Origin of the sequence: Kitasatospora sp. NPDC036755, assembly GCF_040636595.1 — a bacterium.
Lineage (GTDB): Bacteria > Actinomycetota > Actinomycetes > Streptomycetales > Streptomycetaceae > Kitasatospora.
Genome location: NZ_JBEZUT010000208.1, coordinates 1 through 15,380, shown reverse-complemented (window position 1 = coordinate 15,380; position 15,380 = coordinate 1). Strand labels below are relative to the sequence as shown.

The 15,380-nt window shown below is 71.0% G+C and carries 10 protein-coding genes, 3 tRNA genes and 1 pseudogene; all 14 read left to right on the top strand.

The features are described 5' to 3' along the window. Positions 1-146: 146 nt before the first annotated feature. A pseudogene (gene dnaA, locus AB0E96_RS27000) lies at positions 147-1,184 on the top strand (chromosomal replication initiator protein DnaA); the annotation flags it as partial. 1,019 nt (positions 1,185-2,203) lie between these two features. Then, complete coding sequence (dnaN, locus tag AB0E96_RS26995; RefSeq protein WP_359828058.1) at positions 2,204-3,334, top strand: DNA polymerase III subunit beta; 1,131 nt, start codon at positions 2,204-2,206, stop codon at positions 3,332-3,334. Between the two features lie 171 nt (positions 3,335-3,505). Further along, on the top strand, positions 3,506-4,381 hold the full coding sequence (gnd, locus tag AB0E96_RS26990) for a phosphogluconate dehydrogenase (NAD(+)-dependent, decarboxylating) (protein ID WP_359828056.1): 876 nt from the start codon (positions 3,506-3,508) through the stop codon (positions 4,379-4,381). 41 nt (positions 4,382-4,422) lie between these two features. Continuing rightward, a complete protein-coding gene (gene recF / locus AB0E96_RS26985; protein WP_359828054.1) occupies positions 4,423-5,556 on the top strand; it encodes a DNA replication/repair protein RecF in 1,134 nt (377 codons plus the stop codon). Between the two features lie 276 nt (positions 5,557-5,832). Continuing rightward, the gene (locus tag AB0E96_RS26980) at positions 5,833-6,312 is read left to right on the top strand and encodes a DciA family protein (protein ID WP_359828060.1); all 480 of its coding nucleotides are present in this window, start codon (positions 5,833-5,835) and stop codon (positions 6,310-6,312) included. A gap of 269 nt (positions 6,313-6,581) precedes the next feature. Beyond that, positions 6,582-8,597, top strand: coding sequence for a DNA topoisomerase (ATP-hydrolyzing) subunit B (gene gyrB / locus AB0E96_RS26975; RefSeq protein ID WP_359828052.1), 2,016 nt, complete (start codon positions 6,582-6,584; stop codon positions 8,595-8,597). 56 nt (positions 8,598-8,653) lie between these two features. Continuing rightward, positions 8,654-11,266: a DNA gyrase subunit A gene (gene gyrA / locus AB0E96_RS26970; protein ID WP_359828050.1), complete on the top strand. Its 2,613-nt coding sequence runs from the start codon at positions 8,654-8,656 to the stop codon at positions 11,264-11,266. Between the two features lie 225 nt (positions 11,267-11,491). Next, positions 11,492-12,166: a DUF3566 domain-containing protein gene (locus tag AB0E96_RS26965; RefSeq protein WP_359828048.1), complete on the top strand. Its 675-nt coding sequence runs from the start codon at positions 11,492-11,494 to the stop codon at positions 12,164-12,166. A 262-nt stretch (positions 12,167-12,428) separates the two neighbouring features. Next, positions 12,429-13,823, top strand: coding sequence for a cyclopropane-fatty-acyl-phospholipid synthase family protein (locus AB0E96_RS26960; RefSeq protein ID WP_359828046.1), 1,395 nt, complete (start codon positions 12,429-12,431; stop codon positions 13,821-13,823). 16 nt (positions 13,824-13,839) lie between these two features. After that, a tRNA-Ile gene (locus AB0E96_RS26955) sits at positions 13,840-13,916 on the top strand. Positions 13,917-14,018: 102 nt separating this feature from the next. Further along, positions 14,019-14,092, top strand: a tRNA-Ile gene (locus AB0E96_RS26950). 174 nt (positions 14,093-14,266) lie between these two features. After that, entirely contained in the window at positions 14,267-14,611 is a 345-nt protein-coding gene (locus AB0E96_RS26945; protein ID WP_359828045.1) for a DUF6191 domain-containing protein, read from the top strand. A 257-nt stretch (positions 14,612-14,868) separates the two neighbouring features. Further along, on the top strand, positions 14,869-14,997 hold the full coding sequence (locus AB0E96_RS26940) for a DLW-39 family protein (protein WP_014137031.1): 129 nt from the start codon (positions 14,869-14,871) through the stop codon (positions 14,995-14,997). 186 nt (positions 14,998-15,183) lie between these two features. Continuing rightward, positions 15,184-15,256, top strand: a tRNA-Ala gene (locus AB0E96_RS26935). Positions 15,257-15,380: the final 124 nt, after the last annotated feature.

Here is a 15,380-nt window from a genome sequence, read left to right as displayed (position 1 = left end):
GCGGGCGTGTCCGACGGCGATATGCCCGTGCAACGACCCCAGCGAGGCCTCGTCGAAGACCTGGGAGACGAGCCCCATGTCCTTGAAGACGAGACGGGGTGCCCGCCCCGCCCGGCGCTCCCCCGGCCGGCGGCTCCCGCAAGGACGAGCCCGCCGCCCGGCTGAACCCCAAGTACCTGTTCGACACCTTCGTCATCGGCGCCAGCAACCGCTTCGCGCACGCGGCGGCGGTGGCGGTCGCCGAGGCCCCCGCCAAGGCGTACAACCCGCTGTTCATCTACGGCGAGTCCGGGCTGGGCAAGACCCACCTGCTGCACGCCATCGGGCACTACTCGCGCAGTCTCTTCCCGGGCACCCGGGTGCGCTACGTGTCCTCGGAGGAGTTCACCAACGAGTTCATCAACTCGATCCGGGACGGCAAGGCGGACACCTTCCGCCGCCGCTACCGGGACATGGACATCCTGCTCGTGGACGACGTCCAGTTCCTCGCGAGCAAGGAGTCCACGCAGGAGGAGTTCTTCCACACCTTCAACACCCTGCACAACGCGAACAAGCAGATCGTCCTCTCCTCGGACCGGCCGCCCAAGCTGCTGACCACGCTGGAGGACCGGCTGCGCAACCGCTTCGAGTGGGGCCTGATCACCGACGTCACCCCGCCCGAGCTGGAGACCCGGATCGCGATCCTGCGCAAGAAGGCGATCCAGGAGCAACTCAACGCTCCCGCCGACGTGTTGGAGTTCATCGCGTCCCGGATCACCCGCAACATCCGGGAGTTGGAGGGCGCGCTGATCCGGGTCACCGCCTTCGCCAACCTCAACCGGGCCCCGGTGGACCTGGAGTTGGCGGGGATCGTCCTCAAGGACCTGATCCCGGGCGGGGACGAGGACGCCGGCCCGGAGATCACCGCGCAGGTCATCATGCAGCAGACCGCCGCCTACTTCGGCCTGGGTGTGGACGACCTCTGCGGCTCCTCCCGCAGCCGGGTGCTGGTGACGGCCCGGCAGATCGCGATGTACCTCTGCCGAGAGCTCACCGACCTCTCGCTGCCGAAGATCGGCGCGCAGTTCGGCGGCCGCGACCACACCACGGTGATGCACGCGGACCGCAAGATCCGCTCGCTGATGGCGGAGCGGCGCTCGATCTACAACCAGGTCACCGAACTCACCAACCGCATCAAGAGCTAGCGGGGTGCCGCGCGACGCGGCACCCGGGCCGGACGGGCCGGACGGGCCGCACCAGGGCCACCAGGGCCACCGGCCCCACCGGGCCCCTCGGGGGCCCCAGCAGAACCACCAGGGCGTCAGGAGCGAATCCTGACGCCCTTTCCCGTGCCCGCAGGTGTGCACCGCGCCCCGGCTGGGCAGGGATGCCGTCGACGGACGATCCGCCAGTCCACAGCCCGCGCCGAACAACTGACCGGTGATTCGAAAACCGGGGGCGCGCAAGGCCGTTGTCCACAGGACCGGCCCCTTCCCCACCGTCCACAGGTGGGTGCGTGCGGAGTTATCCAGAATTCGTCCACAGGCTCGTCGCCGCTACGCTCTTCCGCGCAGGTCAGGTGCCTGTGGACTTGTGCACAACCGTTATCCACAGGGTGTGGACAATTGACGGCCCGGCAGTGGGCCGTCCGGGTTGTCCACCGGTTGTCCCCAGGGGAGGGGAGGTTATCCCCAGGTTGTCCACAGCCCCGTCCACAGTTCGACAACCGTGAGCTGGCGTTCATACCCTGGTGTGAAAGGCGTCACGAAAAGTTGACCGGCGCCCGTGGATAACCGGGCCCGGATCTGGGGACAGCCCTGGGGATAACCTGTGGATACCGAGCGTGGCCTGTGGGTAACGCTCGGCTGTCCACAGCGCGGCCTGCCCGTCCACAGCCGCCGTCCACAGTCCCTGTGGACAAAATTCGGGCCCTGACCTGCGGAAACGGGGTTATCCACGGTTTCCACAGGCCCTACTACTACCACTACACATTTAGACCCCGGACTTGCTTTCAAAGTGGGTGGGCCCCGAATCTGTGGACAACCGGGCTCCGACAACCGTTCGGGTCGCTTCCGCCCGTCTGCCCCGTCTGTCGGCGGAGTACGTCAGACTGTCCTTGCGACTGGAAGCGGAGTGAGCGAGCTCGGTGGACAGCCGAACCGACGATCAAGATCAGACGAACCAGAGTGCGAGCGGGAGCGCTCGATCCAGGAGGCGGTTACCGGTGAAGTTCCGGGTGGAGCGTGACGTCCTCGCGGAGGCGGTGGCCTGGGCTGCCCGCAGCCTCCCGGCACGGCCGCCGGTGCCGGTGCTGGCCGGCCTGCTGCTGACCGCGCAGGAGGGCAGCCTGGCGCTGTCCGGCTTCGACTACGAGGTCTCGGCCCGGGTCGAGCTGGAGGCGGACGTCGAGGAGGCCGGCACCGTCCTGGTCTCCGGCCGGCTGCTGAACGACATCTCCCGCAACCTGCCCAACCGCCCGGTGGAGATCTCCACCGACGGCCAGCGGGTCAGCGTGGTCTGCGGCAGCTCCCGCTTCACCCTCCCCACCCTCCCGGTGGACGAGTACCCGGCGCTGCCCCAGATGCCGACCGCCACCGGCACCGTCTCCGGCGACGTCTTCGCCTCCGCCGTCAGCCAGGCCGCGGTCGCCGCCGGCCGGGACGACACCCTCCCGGTGCTCACCGGTGTCCGGGTCGAGATCGAGGGCGACCGGATCACCCTGGCCGCCACCGACCGCTACCGCTTCGCCGTCCGCGACCTGCTGTGGAAGCCCGAGCAGTCGGACATCTCCGCCGTCGCTCTGGTCCCCGCCAAGACCCTGCAGGACATCGCCAAGTCCCTGGGCAGCGGCGACAACGTCTCCATCGCGCTCTCCTCGGGCGGCGCGGGCGAGGGCCTGATCGGGTTCGAGGGCGCCGGCCGCCGGACCACCACCCGGCTGCTGGAGGGCGAGTTCCCCAAGTTCCGCAGCCTCTTCCCGACCGAGTTCAACGCGATCGCCGCGATCCAGACCCAGCCCTTCCTGGAGGCGCTCAAGCGCGTCTCGCTGGTCGCCGAGCGCAACACCCCGGTCCGCCTCAACTTCGAGGAGGGCGTGCTGACGCTGGAGGCCGGCTCGGGCGACGACGCCCAGGCCACCGAGCGGATCGAGGCCTCCCTGGAGGGCGACGCCATCTCGATCGCCTTCAACCCGGGCTACCTGGAGGAGGGCCTCAAGGCCATCGACTCCCCCTTCGCCCAGCTCAGCTTCACCACCCCGACCAAGCCCGCGCTGCTCAGCGGCAAGGTCTCGGTGGACGCCGAGGAGGACAAGGCCTACCAGTACCTGATCATGCCGGTCCGCCTCTCCGGCTGATCCCGCCGCGTCCGACCGTCCACAGGCTGTGCACACCCGCTGTGCACAGCCTGTGGACGTCTCCCCCGCCCGGCCCGACCGCAGACGGCCGGGCCCGCTCCAGCGCGTAGGCTCAAGGAGTGCGGCAACGGCGCCGCCGGCAGGCACGTCACCACAGGTAAGGACTTGGTCATGGAGCTCGGCCTCATCGGTCTCGGCAAGATGGGCGGCAACATGCGCGAGCGGATCCGCCGCGCCGGCCACACCGTCATCGGTTACGACCGCAACCCGGACATCTCCGACGTGGAGAGCCTGCAGGAGCTCGTCACCAAGCTCCAGGGCCCGCGCGTGGTCTGGGTCATGGTTCCCGCGGGTGCCGCCACCCAGGCGACCGTCGACGAGCTCGCCGAGCTGCTCTCCCCCGGCGACGTGGTGGTCGACGGCGGCAACTCCCGCTGGACCGACGACATCAAGCACGCCGAGACGCTTGCCGCCAAGGGCATCGGCTTCGTGGACTGCGGCGTCTCCGGCGGCGTCTGGGGCCTGGAGAACGGCTACGCGCTGATGTACGGCGGCGACGCCGAGCACGTCGCGAAGGCCCTGCCGGTCTTCGACGCCCTGAAGCCCGAGGGCGACTTCGGCTCGGTGCACGCGGGCGCCGTGGGCGCCGGCCACTTCGCCAAGATGGTCCACAACGGCATCGAGTACGCGATGATGCAGGCCTTCGCCGAGGGCTGGGAGCTGCTGGAGGCCGCCCCCGAGGTCACCGACGTGCGCGAGGTCTTCCGCAGCTGGCAGGAGGGCACCGTCATCCGCTCCTGGCTGCTGGACCTGGCCGTCCGCGCCCTGGACGACGACGAGCACCTGGACAAGCTGCGCGGCTGGGCCGCCGACTCCGGCGAGGGCCGCTGGACCGTCGAGGCCGCGATCGACCACGCCGTGCCGCTGCCGGCGATCACCGCCTCGCTGTTCGCCCGCTTCGCCTCCCGCCAGGAGGACTCCCCGCAGATGAAGATGATCGCCGCGCTGCGCAACCAGTTCGGCGGCCACGCGGTCGAGTCCAAGTAACCGGCAGGTTTTCCCCAAGAAGGCGGGCGCAGTCCACAGCCATGCACGTCGCGCATCTGTCGCTCGCCGACTTCCGGTCGTACGCCCGGGCCGAGGTTCCCCTCGACCCGGGCGTGACCGCCTTCGTCGGTCCGAACGGCCAGGGCAAGACCAACCTGGTCGAGGCGATCGGCTACGTCGCCACCCTGGGCAGCCACCGGGTGGCCACCGACGCCCCGCTGATCCGTCTGGGCGCCGAGCGGGCGGTGGTCCGCACCTCGGTGGTGGACCGCGGCCGGTCCACCCTGATCGAGCTGGAGCTCACCCCGGGCAAGGCCAACCGGGCCCGGATCAACCGCTCCGACAACGTCCGCCCGCGCGACGTGCTGGGCCTGCTGCGCACCGTGCTGTTCGCCCCCGAGGACCTCAGCCTGGTCAAGGGCGACCCGGGTGAGCGGCGGCGCTTCCTGGACGAGCTGCTGACCGCCCGGGCACCCCGGCTGGCCGGGGTGCGGCAGGACTACGAACGGGTGCTCAAGCAGCGCAACGCCCTGCTGAAGACGGCCGCGATGGCCCGCCGGGCCGGCGGCGGCAAGGGCGCCGACCTCTCCACCCTGGAGGTCTGGGACGGCCACCTGGCCCGCGCCGGAGCCGAGTTGACGGCCTTCCGGATCCAGCTGGTGGCCGCCCTGCAGCCGCTGGTGGCGGCCGCGTACGGGCAGCTGGCCCCCGGCGGCGGCGAGACCGCCCTGGAGTACCGCAGCTCCTTCGAGGGCGAGCTGCCGACCAGCCGCGAGCAGGCCGAGGAGCAGCTGCTGAACGCGCTGCAGGCGGTCCGCAAGCAGGAGGTCGACCGCGGCGTCACCCTGGTCGGTCCGCACCGCGACGAGCTGGTGCTCAAGCTCGGCCCGCTGCCCGCCAAGGGCTACGCCAGCCACGGCGAGTCCTGGTCGTTCGCGCTGGCGCTGCGGCTGGCCTCGTACGAGCTGCTGCGGGCCGACGGCGGTGAGCCGGTGCTGATCCTGGACGACGTGTTCGCCGAGCTGGACGCCGCCCGCCGGGACCGGCTGGCCGAGCTGGTGGCCGACGGCGAGCAGGTGCTGGTGACCGCGGCGGTCGCCGAGGACGTGCCGAAGGCGCTGGCCGGCGCCCGGTTCGCGGTCGCCGACGGCGCGGTGCGCCGGATCGACGCCTGACCCCCACTGCCTCCGTCCCCGGCCTCGGGGCACCCACCCCGCACCCCGCACCCCGCACCCCGTACCACCGTCACCGCATCGTGCGCCCCGCCGCGGAGCGACGGTCCCGCCCGCTCCCGTAGGCTGGACGGCTCGGCGGGAGCGCGACCGCGACCGTTGTCCACAGGCTGGGGAAAGGAGATCGCCGTGAGCGAGCCGGCGGAGCACTCCCCCAGGGCCGGTGCCCCCAAGCCCGGATCCGCCGAGGCCGGCGTTCCCGCGCCGACCGGCGCCGACCTGGCCCGCTCGGCGCTGCGCGCGGCCCGGGCCAACGCCCGCCAGCGCGGCGAGCAGGTCCGGGAGAAGCGCGAGGCGAAGCGGCACGGCCTGCGCAGCGGCGCCCGCTCGGACGGCCGCGACCCGGTCCCGCTCGGCGCGGCGCTCAACCGGCTGCTGACCGAGCGCGGCTGGGAGTCCTCGGCCGCCGTCGGCGGGGTGATGGGCCGCTGGCCGCAGATCGTCGGCCCGGACATCTCCGCCCACTGCCACCCCTCCTCCTACGACGAGGCGACCGCGGTGCTCACCGTGCAGTGCGACTCCACCGCCTGGGCCACCCAACTGCGCTGGCTGGCACGGCAGTTGGTGGCCCGTCTGAACCACGAGCTGGGGCACGGGACGGTCCGGACCATCAAGGTGCTCGGCCCGGCGGCGCCGGTCCGCGGCTACGGCCGGCTGCGCGCGCCGGGGAGCAAGGGGCCGGGCGACACCTGGGGCTGACCGGGACGCCGGACCGCGGCCGGGGGCACGGATCGGATGGCGATCTTCCGGAACCCCTGACAGCCCTGCCAGGCGCCCTGGGCCCCCCGGGCGAGTATCGGGACATGTCCAGAGGGGATTCAGGGCGGCATATCTGCCCTCAAGGGCTGCCAAACGCCCATCTCTGTCAGTCGTACCGGTAGACTGAAAGCCAAACACTGTTGCTAGTGGCAACCGAGTCGAAACGCTGTGGTCGCACGCCCGCCCGCACGGGGTGGGGGATGCGGCCCGTGCTGTGCCAGAGAGGGCGCTTCGTGGCCGATTCCGGCAACCCCAGCCAGACCCCAGACCAGTCCGAGCAGGCTTCCTACACCGGTAGCAACATCCAGGTGCTGGAAGGCCTCGACGCCGTCCGCAAGCGCCCCGGCATGTACATCGGTTCGACGGGCGAGCGCGGCCTGCACCACCTGGTGCAGGAGGTCGTGGACAACTCCGTCGACGAGGCGATGGCCGGGTACGCCGACACCATCGACGTCACGATCATGGCCGACGGAGCGATCCGCTGCGTCGACAACGGCCGAGGCATCCCGGTGGACATCGTCCCCGGCCAGGACAAGCCGGCCGTCGAGGTCGTGCTCACCGTCCTGCACGCCGGCGGCAAGTTCGGCGGCGGCGGCTACGCCGTCTCCGGCGGTCTGCACGGCGTCGGCGTCTCCGTGGTGAACGCGTTGTCCACCAGGCTCTCCGTGGAGATCCACAAGGACGGCCACATCTGGACCCAGGACTACAAGATGGGCGCGCCGACCGCCGCCCTGGTGAAGGGCGCGGAGACCGACCGCACCGGCACCACGGTCACCTTCTGGGCCGACGGCGACATCTTCGAGACCACCGTCTACTCCTTCGAGACGCTCTCCCGCCGCTTCCAGGAGATGGCCTTCCTCAACAAGGGCCTGTCCATCTCGCTGACCGACGAGCGCCCCGAGCACGCGGACGAGGACGGCAAGCCGCTCTCCGTCACGTACAAGTACGACGGCGGCATCGCCGACTTCGTCGCCCACCTCAACTCCCGCAAGGGCGAGGTCATCCACCCCTCGGTGATCGACTTCGAGGCGGAGGACAAGGACAAGGCGATCTCGGTGGAGATCGCGATGCAGTGGAACTCCTCCTACACCGAGGGGGTCTACAGCTTCGCGAACACCATCCACACCCACGGCGGCGGTACCCACGAGGAGGGCTTCCGCGCCGCGCTGACCGGCCTGGTCAACCGCTACGCGCGGGACAAGAAGCTGCTCCGCGAGAAGGACGACAACCTCTCCGGCGAGGACATCCGCGAGGGCCTGACCGCGATCATCTCGGTCAAGCTCGGCGAGCCGCAGTTCGAGGGCCAGACCAAGGACAAGCTCGGCAACACCGAGGCCAAGACCTTCGTCCAGAAGGTGGTCCACGAGCAGCTCAACGACTGGCTGGACCGCAACCCCAACGAGGCCGCGGACATCATCCGCAAGTCCATCCAGGCCGCCACCGCGCGCGTCGCCGCCCGCAAGGCCCGCGACCTGACCCGCCGCAAGGGCCTGCTGGAGTCCGCCTCGCTGCCGGGCAAGCTCTCGGACTGCCAGTCCAAGGACCCGTCCGAGTGCGAGATCTTCATCGTCGAGGGTGACTCCGCCGGCGGCTCGGCCAAGCAGGGCCGCGACCCGCGCACCCAGGCCATCCTGCCGATCCGCGGCAAGATCCTGAACGTCGAGAAGGCCCGGATCGACAAGGTCCTCCAGAACACCGAGGTCCAGGCGCTGATCTCGGCGTTCGGCTGCGGCATCCAGGAGGACTACGACGAGTCCAAGCTGCGGTACCACAAGATCGTCCTGATGGCCGACGCCGACGTCGACGGACAGCACATCCGCACCCTGCTGCTGACCCTGCTGTTCCGCTTCATGCGGCCGCTGGTCGAGTCCGGGTACGTCTACCTCGCCATGCCCCCGCTGTACAAGATCAAGTGGGGCAAGGACGACTTCGAGTACGCCTACTCCGACCGCGAGCGCGACGCGCTGATCGCCGCCGGGGTGGAGGCCGGGCGCCGGCTGCCCAAGGACGACGCGATCCAGCGCTTCAAGGGTCTCGGCGAGATGAACGCCGAGGAGCTCCGGGTCACCACCATGGACGCCGAGCACCGCCTGCTGCTCCAGGTCACCCTGGAGGACGCCGCCCGTGCCGACGAGCTGTTCTCCGTGCTGATGGGCGAGGACGTCGAGGCCCGCCGCTCCTTCATCCAGCGCAACGCCAAGGACGTCCGCTTCCTGGACGTGTGACGCCTGCACCCCAGGCTTCGTACGTTCCAGTCCGCGTGAAAGGAAACTGACCACCAGTGGTCGACGACAACCGTCCCGAAGGCGACCAGCCCGAGACCCCCGAGGCCGCCGAGGCCACCGTCCAGGCGACGATGCGGATCGAGCCGGTCGAGCTCGAGACCGAGATGCAGCGCTCGTACCTCGACTACGCGATGAGCGTGATCGTCAGCCGTGCGCTGCCCGAGGTCCGCGACGGCCTCAAGCCGGTGCACCGCCGCGTGCTCTACGCGATGTACGACGGCGGGTACCGCCCCGAGAAGGGCTACTACAAGTGCGCCCGCGTCGTCGGCGACGTCATGGGCAACTACCACCCGCACGGTGACACCTCGATCTACGACACCGTGGTCCGCCTGGCCCAGCCGTGGTCGCTGCGGATGCCGCTGGTGGACGGCAACGGCAACTTCGGCTCCCCGGGCAACGACCCGGCCGCGGCCATGCGCTACACCGAGTGCAAGCTGATGCCGCTGGCCATGGAGATGATGCGCGACATCGACGAGGAGACCGTCGACTTCGCGCCGAACTACGACGGCCGCTCGCAGGAGCCCACCGTCCTGCCCTCGCGCATCCCCAACCTGCTGGTCAACGGTGCCACCGGCATCGCGGTCGGCATGGCCACCAACATCCCGCCGCACAACCTGCGCGAGGTCGCCTCCGGCGCGCTCTGGTACCTGGAGAACCCCGAGGCCTCCGCCGAGGAGCTGCTGGAGGCCCTGATCGAGCGGATCAAGGGCCCCGACTTCCCGACCGGTGCGCTGATCGTCGGCCGCCGCGGGATCGACGACTACTACCGCACCGGCCGCGGCTCGGTCACCATGCGCGCCGTGGTCGAGGTCGAGGAGATCCAGGGCCGTCAGTGCCTGGTGATCACCGAGCTGCCGTACCAGGTCAACCCGGACAACCTCGCGCTGAAGATCGCCGACCTGGTGAAGGACGGCAAGATCGCCGGCATCGCCGACGTGCGCGACGAGTCCTCGTCCCGCACCGGCACCCGCCTGGTGGTCGTCCTCAAGCGCGACGCGGTCGCCAAGGTCGTGCTGAACAACCTGTACAAGCACACCGAGCTGCAGACCAACTTCGGTGCCAACATGCTGGCCCTGGTCGACGGCGTGCCGCGCACCCTGTCGCTGGACGCCTTCATCCGGCACTGGGTCAACCACCAGGTCGAGGTCATCGTCCGGCGGACCACCTTCCGCCTGCGCAAGGCCGAGGAGCGCGCCCACATCCTGCGCGCGCTGCTCAAGGCCCTGGACCTGATCGACGAGGTCATCGCGCTGATCCGGGCCTCGGCGAGCGCCGACGCCGCCCGCACCGGCCTGATGGGCCTGCTCGACATCGACGAGCTGCAGGCCAACGCCATCCTGGAGATGCAGCTGCGCCGCCTGGCCGCCCTGGAGCGCCAGCGGATCACGGACGAGCACGACGAGCTCCAGCGCAAGATCGACGAGTACAACGCGATCCTGGCCTCCCCGGTCCGCCAGCGGGAGATCATCTCCGAGGAGCTCGCCGCGATCGTCGAGAAGTACGGCGACGAGCGGCGCTCCACCCTCATCCCCTCCGACGGCGACCTCTCCATCGAGGACCTCATCGCCGAGGAGGACATCGTCGTCACGATCACCCGGGGCGGCTACGTCAAGCGGACCCGCTCCGACCTCTACCGCTCGCAGAAGCGCGGCGGCAAGGGCGTGCGCGGTGCCCAGCTGAAGCAGGACGACATCGTCGACCACTTCTTCGTGACGACGACCCACAACTGGATCCTGTTCTTCACCAACAAGGGCCGGGTCTACCGGGCCAAGGGCTACGAACTGCCGGACGCCGGGCGCGACGCCCGCGGCCAGCACGTGGCCAACCTGCTGGCCTTCCAGCCGGAGGAGCACATCACCCAGGTGATGGCCGTCCGCACCTACGAGGACAAGCCGTACCTGGTCCTCGCCACCCGGGCCGGCCTGGTGAAGAAGTCCGCGCTCAAGGACTACGACTCGCCGCGCTCCGGCGGCCTGATCGCGATCAACCTGCGCCAGGACGAGGAGGGCCAGGACGACGAGCTGATCGGCGCCGAGTTGGTCTCCGCCGAGGACGACCTGCTGCTCGTCTCCAAGAAGGCCCAGTCGATCCGCTTCACCGCGACCGACGACGCCCTGCGGCCCACCGGCCGGGCCACCTCCGGCGTCAAGGGCATGGCCTTCCGCGAGGACGACGAACTGCTGTCGATGAACGTGGTCCGTCCGGGGACCTACGTCTTCACCGCCACCGACGGCGGGTACGCCAAGCGCACCGGCGTGGACGAGTACCGTGTCCAGGGACGCGGCGGCTACGGCACCAAGGCGGCGAAGATCGTCGAGGGCCGGGGCTCGCTGGTCGGCGCGCTCGTGGTCGACGAATCCGACGAGATCATGGCGATCACCCTCTCGGGTGGGGTGATCCGCACGAGGGTTTCCGAGGTTCGTGAAACCGGACGTGACACCATGGGCGTCCAACTGATCAACCTCGGAAAGCGCGACGCGGTCGTGGGCATGGCCCGCAACGCGGAGGCCGAGGACGAGGAGACGGCGGAGGACGAGGTCGAGGGCACCGAGTCCACCGAGACGGCCGAGGGTACGGAGACGGTGGTCGACGGAGACGTCGAGGCCTGAACCGAACCGCAGACCGGTGGTGCCGCGTTCGGGTGACGGACTCGGCGCCACCGGACGCCGACCAGTTCCGGGCAATCCCGCCGGGCGCTGGATGACGACTGACGAAGCAGGGCGGCGCCGCCGTCCTGGCGGGAAGTGCGGGAGGACCAGGTGAGTGGAGCCACGGGTGCTGCGGGAGGGACCTCCGGCGGCCGTCCGGGCGCGCAGGGCGGGGGTTCGTACGGTGTGCCGCAGCCGCCGAACGAGCACCCGGCCGCGTCCACCTCGCTGATGCCACCGGTCGGCGGAGCGGGTCAGGGCGGTGCGACCTACGGGGGGCAGACGCCCGCGCCGCAGAGCGGCCAGGCCACCGGCTCGGGCGGCTTCTCGCAGCCGACCACGTACGCGAAGGGGCAGCCGACCCCGGCCCGGGGCACCCGGACCGCGGGGATCACCCCGCCCGGCGGCACCCCGGCAGGGGGCACCCCTGCCGCCGGGGCGGGCCGTCGGCCCGCCGGCGCCCCCGCGCCCGGCGGTGTCGGTCTCGGCCGGACCCGCAAGGCCCGGCTGCGGGTGACCAAGGTCGACCCGTGGTCCGTGATGAAGGTCAGCTTCCTGCTGTCGCTGGCCGTCGGCATCATCATCATCGTGGCCGCGGCCGTGCTGTGGATGACGCTGGACTCGCTCGGCGTCTTCGACTCGCTGACCAAGACCCTCAAGGACGTCACCGGCTCGGACAGCAGCGGCGGCCTCAACCTGATGGACTACGTCGGCTTCGGCAAGGTGATGACCTTCACCACGCTGATCGCCGTGGTCGACGTCGTCCTGCTGACCGCCCTGTCCACGCTCTCCGCGTTCATCTACAACGCGGCGGCCGGCTTCACCGGCGGCGTCGAGCTCACCCTGGCCGAGGAGGACTGATCCTGGCCGGATCCTGACGCTCGGTCAGCTTTCCGTCCGGGGACGGAATGTACGGGCCCCACCAGGCTGTTGCAGCCTGGTGGGGCCCGTCGGCATTTCGGGTGACAGCCGGCCGCCCGCGGCGTGCCACCCGGAAACCGGGCGGCCGCGGTGGGATTAGCTGGGTGCCACCCGTCCTGCGCCTGGGAGTGCCGTGGGCCGCCCCCGGTCCGCCCGACCGGGTCAGCTGAGGTTCCGCAGAACGACTGGACGGAGGCGCGCGGTGGCGAAGCTCGCAGGTCAACTGGTCGAGGCCCTGGAAGGGCTGTTGGGAGTCCCGGTACCGCTGCGGGTGCAGGCCTGGGACGGCAGCGCCGCCGGGCCGCCGGGCGGGCCCACCGTGGTCCTGCGCAACCGCCGGGCGCTGCGCCGGCTGGTCTGGCAGCCCGACGAACTGGGCATGGCCCGGGCCTACGTCGCGGGGGACCTCGAACTCGCCCCCGGCACCGACCTCTACGAGACGCTCTCCGCCGTCGCCCGCTTCGCCGAGCGGCCGGAGGTCCGCGCCCTGGCCCTCGGGCCGCGCGACGTGCTCGGGGCCAAGGGCCGCCGGGTGCTCGCCGCCGTACTGCGGGCCGGGGCCGTCGGCCCGGAGCCCGAGCCGCCCCGCGAGGAGGTCCGCAGGGCCTCCGGGCGGCTGCACAGCCGCAGCCGGGACCGCGCGGCCATCAGCCACCACTACGACGTCGGGAACGACTTCTACCGGCTCGTGCTGGGCTCCTCGATGGTCTACTCGTGCGCCTACTGGACGCCCGAGGCGAAGAGCCTGGAGGCCGCCCAGGAGGCCAAGCTCGACCTGATCTGCCGCAAGCTCGGCCTGCGCCCCGGGATGCGCCTGCTCGACGTCGGCTGCGGCTGGGGCTCGCTGCTGCTGCACGCGGCGAGGCACTACGGGGTCACCGCGGTCGGCGTCTCCATCTCCCGGGAGCAGGTCGCGCTGGCCCGCGCCCGGGTCGAGGAGGCCGGGCTGTCCGACCGGGTCGAGGTCCGGCTCCAGGACTACCGGGAGATCGCCGACGGGCCCTTCGACGCGATCTCCAGCGTCGGGATGGCCGAGCACGTCGGCTCCGAGCAGTACCGGGTCTACGCCGAGGGCCTGTACCGGCTGCTGGTGCCCGGCGGCCGGCTGCTCAACCACCAGATCGCCCGCCGCCCCGACCTCCCCGGCGAGCGGCACCGCACCAGCCCCTTCATCGACCGCTACGTCTTCCCGGACGGCGAGCTCTCCCCCGTCGGATCCACGGTGGCCCGGCTGGAGGAGGCGGGCTTCGAGGTCCGGGACGTCGAGTCGCTGCGCGAGCACTACGGGCTGACCCTGCGCGAGTGGGTGGCCAACCTGGAGGCGCACTGGACGGAGGCGGTCCGGCTGGTCGGCCGCGGCCGGGCCCGGGTCTGGCGGCTGTACATGGCGGCCTCCGCGCTCGCCTTCGAGCAGAACCGGATCGGGATCAACCAGGTCCTCGCCGTCCGCAGCACCGAGGAGGGCTCGGCGGGCCTGCCGCCGACCCGCGAGGAGTGGCTGCTGCGCCCCTCCACCGGTGTGCCGCAGCTGGTCGCGGGGGGTGCCGCCGCGGCCCCGGCCGACCCGGATTTGGGAGATCGGCCGTCGGTCCGCTAATCTTTCAGTGCGGCAAGGGCCTATAGCTCAGACGGTTAGAGCGCTTCCCTGATAAGGAAGAGGCCACAGGTTCAAGTCCTGTTAGGCCCACCACCGCGAAGGGCCCGGAGTGATCCACTCCGGGCCCTTCGACAGTTCCTGGGATCGGGCGGGGCCGGGCACCGGCCGGAATCCGGTACGATCTCTGTTCGGTGAGGGCCTATAGCTCAGACGGTTAGAGCGCTTCCCTGATAAGGAAGAGGCCACAGGTTCAAGTCCTGTTAGGCCCACCTCCCCGAAGGGCCCGGAGTGATCCACTCCGGGCCCTTCGGCGTTTCCCGCCCCGTTTCCCGCCCGTTCCGCGCCGCGGTCCCGCCGCCGGACCGGGAACCGCCAGCCCGCCCCCGCAGTTCTCCGGGGAGGGACGGTGAAGGGTCGGTGACGGCATGGCGGTGTTGTGGGCGATGAGCATCCCCGGACTGGTCTGCGCGCTGGTGGTGCTGGCGGCGCTCGACCAGCTGGCCCTGCGGGCGGGCCGCGCCCGCTGGGTGCCCTGGCGGGGGACCGGCCGGGAGGGGCAGATCTCGGCCACCGGGTTCGAGCAGCTGCACGCGCAGTTCGCCGCGGGCAAGCAGCACGAGCTGGACGAACGCGGCAGCACCCTGATGCTGCGGGACGAGGAGGGCGAGGGGGCGCCACCGCGGACCAGGGTGGACCTGGCGGGCGGCACGGCCGTGGTGGTGGTGCCGGGCCGCCCGGCGGAGGAGCCCGCGCACGGCCCGGCGGAGGGCCCCGCGGACCGGGCCTGACCGCCGTGCGCGGCGGGGCCCGTGCGCGGCCGGGCCGCCCGGCAGGAGGTGCGGCGTCAATCCTGGGACCGGACCGCCGGGTTGGCCGTACCGGTGGCTGGTCACGATTGGGACACCGGTGTGTATCATCGGCCGCAAGGGCAGTCTGGTACTCGGCCGCCCATTCGCGCTCGAAACACAACTGGACTCGTCGGCCCGGTCACTCCGGCCGGATCCGGCTCTTGAGTCCACCAACGCAAGAAGGACGAGGTCCCGCGGTGAAGAAGCTTCTCCTGGTCGCCCTGGTCGCCCTCGGCGGCTTCTTTGTCTACCGTCAGGTCCAGGCGGACCGCGCCGAGCAGGACCTGTGGACCGAGGCCACCGACCCGGTCCCGGCCGGTCGCTGAACGCCCGGCGATCTGACGATCGACGAACTCCGGAGGCGCCCGTCGGCGCTTCCAGGGCCGGCCGGCCCGGTCGACGGACCGGACCGGCCGAGCTCGTGGAACGGCACCGTTCCGGGGGGACGGCGCTGGGAATCGCGCCGGAAACCGGTACGCTAGTGCCCGTTGGCACGCGCGCGGTGCCGTCGAGGGGCATTAGCTCAGTTGGTAGAGCGCTGCCTTTGCAAGGCAGATGTCAGGAGTTCGAGTCTCCTATGCTCCACAGTTCACAGCGGTAGCCGATGGGCCGCCCCCCCGGGGGCGGGTGGGGGGGCCCCCGGGGGGGTCCGGACAGCACCCCGCAGAAAACCAGGCACACACCCAATCAACGAGGTAGGCGGGGTGGG